A 2,814-nucleotide genomic window follows, 5' to 3' on the forward strand; every position below is an offset into this window, starting at 1 on the left:
CGACCACCGGGTCGGGATGTGGTAACGTCACGCGACGTGTCTCGCCGGGTTCGATCCCGCCGGGCACCGGCATGTCGAATTCGACCTGCGCCCATGGCAGCGTGCGCCGTGGATCCTTGAGGAGGGTTTCGCCAGTCAGCCGGTCCACCGCGACCGGGCCTCGGTTCGTGACCCCGCAGTTCAGCGTCCATTCGTCCTGCGCCTCAATAGGCGCGCCGCAGCCATGGGCCGAGATCGTCGGGGTCTCGAACGTCAAGGCGCCCTGCCCTACTGCCACAAGCACTCCAGCCACCATCAATTCCAGCATGTGGCTCTCTCCCGTCTGTTCCCGTCATTGGTGGCCTGTCGCGCTCACAGGCACAACCCGGACCGGGTGGCTTCCTTGCGAAATTATCTGCGAAAAACCATTGAGCAGGGATATCGGAGGCGGTATCAATACGGCGCGGCGCAGACGTCATTCACCTGCGCTGTCGCACGGTCAGGCCAGACGGCGATACCCGACCCCTGAAGATTGCAGTCGCCGCAGGGGTCGGGTGTCAACCGACGGGCAGTCGAGGGGCAAACATTCAGGTCAAGCCTGACCGCGCCCTCATCATCCCGAACAGCGCGCCGTGCCGACTGAGGCGATCCGGATGCTCATCCCGCCCCCGCCCCCGCCCCCGCCGTGGTCGCGGGAAAGCTCATGGAGATGGGTCGTACTCCGGAGAGGCTGGCTCGACGAGCCTGAAACAGTCCGGGGTCAGGGCGCACCCCGTCGCCAAGTTCGTCGGAAGCCCATGACGCTCGGAGATGGCAATCTCTTCCTCCACCGTCTCCCCGACCCCGTCCTCGGGATCGAGGCAGAGCGCGCCGCGCGGCATTCGAACCTCCAGCACCACGGGATCCTGCTTCTGCTCCGCAAACCACAGCGCGTTCATCGGCTGGTCGGTGAGATAGAGCAGTCGTGGATCGCCGCACTGGCTGCCCATCGATCCGGAGCGCGGCTGCCAACCTGCCTCAAGCAGCCGCTCCGCCGACGCTGCCGAGGTGCCGTGATACAGCAAGATCGTCTCGTCAGTCGAAGGCGAAGGCATCGATGTCCATCTCCTCATCCGCGACCGTCGTTGTCCCGAGCCTCGCCACATGCTCGCTGACCGCGTAGTCCGCATGCCGCTCCGGCTCGAGCTCGGCCGCCGCGACGATCGCCGCGAAGAGCTGCATGTGGCTGGCCGCGTAGAGCCCGGACTCGGCGATCGGATTGAGTTCGATGACGACCGGCGTGCCGTCGGCCTTCAGGGCGCAGTCGACCGCGTAATGCGCGAGCTCTGGCGCCTCCTCGGCCAAGGCTGCCACGAAGCCCTCCGCATGCGCTTGCAGGACGGATGCCTGCGCCGGGTAGATCCCGACGCGGCCATCGTTCCGCCGGACTTCGGAGCGGCCCGAGAACGTCAGGCCCTCGGGGTTCTGTGCGGGGGTGTCGCGCTCGATGCAGCCCGTGCCGGTGACGATCTGCCCGTTGATGACGAAGAAGCGCGTCTCATGGCGCATCTCGACATGTTCCTGCACCAGGATCGCATCACGGTCGCCCTCCCGCGCCGCCGAGAGGTAGCCGGTCGCGTCGAGAAAGAGGCCCTTGGCCGTCCCCCGGCTGCAGCCCGCAGGAACGTCGAGCTTGAACGGAGCTTCGGTTTTCGCAGGCCAGACGACTTTCACGAAGCATCGCTGCCCCGCGAAGCCACGGATCGCTTCCTCGAGGTCGCCGTTGCTGCCGGTGCGCGACAGGTGGCTCGAGCTCCTGAGCCTCGCGGTCTCACCCGGCATATCGGCCAGGACCATCCGCCGGCCGGCGAACGCGTGGAAGGCCTCCGTCTCTGCGTAGTGGTTGGCGAGGTCGTTGCAGGCCGAGGGCCAGCCGAGGTTCAGCCAATCGGCGTTGCGCGGATCGCTGGCGAGGCTGCGGCCGATCAGCATGTCCCTGCACGGCCGTCCCTCAATGACGATGTCCGGCGCGTTGATGGCCTTGGTCAGCGGTTGCCGCGGCAGGATCTTCACCTCGAGGCCGGATCGCAGCGCGGCTTCGAGCATGCAGGCCGGCTCGGTCCAGTCCTCGTAGTCGACATCGCTGCCGGGCTGATGCGTCACAGCGCGACCGAGCCGCTCGGTCAGGTAGGCGTGAAGGGCCCGGTCGCGGGCGCAGCGCGGCGCAGGGGCCGCAAAGAGGTCGCCACAGGGGCGGAACAGGACAGCCATCGATCTTCTCCATCAGCATGCCGGTCAGGTCAGTCTGCCATCAGGGAGCGAAAATCGCCCCCGGGCACCGATCGCGGCAGTGCCGCGACCGGCATGTCTCGGTCAGGCGCGGCCCAGGGCGGCCTGGAACTCGCGCCATTCGCGCTTGCCCATGCCGGATCCCTCCTGTGAGACCTCCTCGCCTGCCAGCATGCGCTGCAGGACCTTCATCGCCGGGCCGGAGAAGCTCACCGCGTCGAGGCGGTAATCCTCGAAGGCGCGGTAGGCGGCAGGCACCCAGTCCTTCACCATCTGGCAGATCACGTCCGCATAGGCGCGGATCTCGTATTGCGCGTGGGGGTCAGCGCGCAGACGCAGGAAGTGGAACAGGTTGTGCAGATCCACCTTCCAATACCACTCGGTGTAGATATTCACGGGCAGGTTCATCCGCGCGAGCTCGCGCGCAAGACCCTGCTGGCCGTCGTCCGATATCATCGCCTCGTAGTGGTCATAGGCCCGGTTCGCATCCTCGCGCAGCCAGTCGAGCACACGCTCGGCCTCGGCGCCCGACAGAACCTCGGCACGGCCCTGCTTGTTGGTGCTGGA

At 66.9% G+C, this 2,814-nt stretch carries 4 protein-coding genes; all 4 read right to left on the bottom strand.

What is annotated here, in order from left to right; all coding sequences use genetic code 11:
• The coding region (locus tag ACFDS3_RS20070) for a hypothetical protein (protein WP_375264099.1) at positions 1–307 on the bottom strand (307 nt) is incomplete at its 3' end.
• 373 nt (positions 308–680) lie between these two features.
• Positions 681–1,043, bottom strand: a complete 363-nt coding sequence (locus tag ACFDS3_RS20075; RefSeq protein ID WP_375264100.1) for a hypothetical protein — start codon at positions 1,041–1,043, stop codon at positions 681–683.
• Between the two features lie 10 nt (positions 1,044–1,053).
• The gene (locus ACFDS3_RS20080) at positions 1,054–2,229 is read right to left on the bottom strand and encodes an ATP-grasp domain-containing protein (protein ID WP_375264101.1); all 1,176 of its coding nucleotides are present in this window, start codon (positions 2,227–2,229) and stop codon (positions 1,054–1,056) included.
• Between the two features lie 102 nt (positions 2,230–2,331).
• Positions 2,332–2,814, bottom strand: a 483-nt coding sequence (gene thyX / locus ACFDS3_RS20085) for an FAD-dependent thymidylate synthase (RefSeq protein ID WP_375264102.1), incomplete at its 5' end; no start/stop codon positions are given.

Source organism: Palleronia sp., assembly GCF_042089775.1.
Classification (GTDB): Bacteria; Pseudomonadota; Alphaproteobacteria; order Rhodobacterales; family Rhodobacteraceae; genus Palleronia.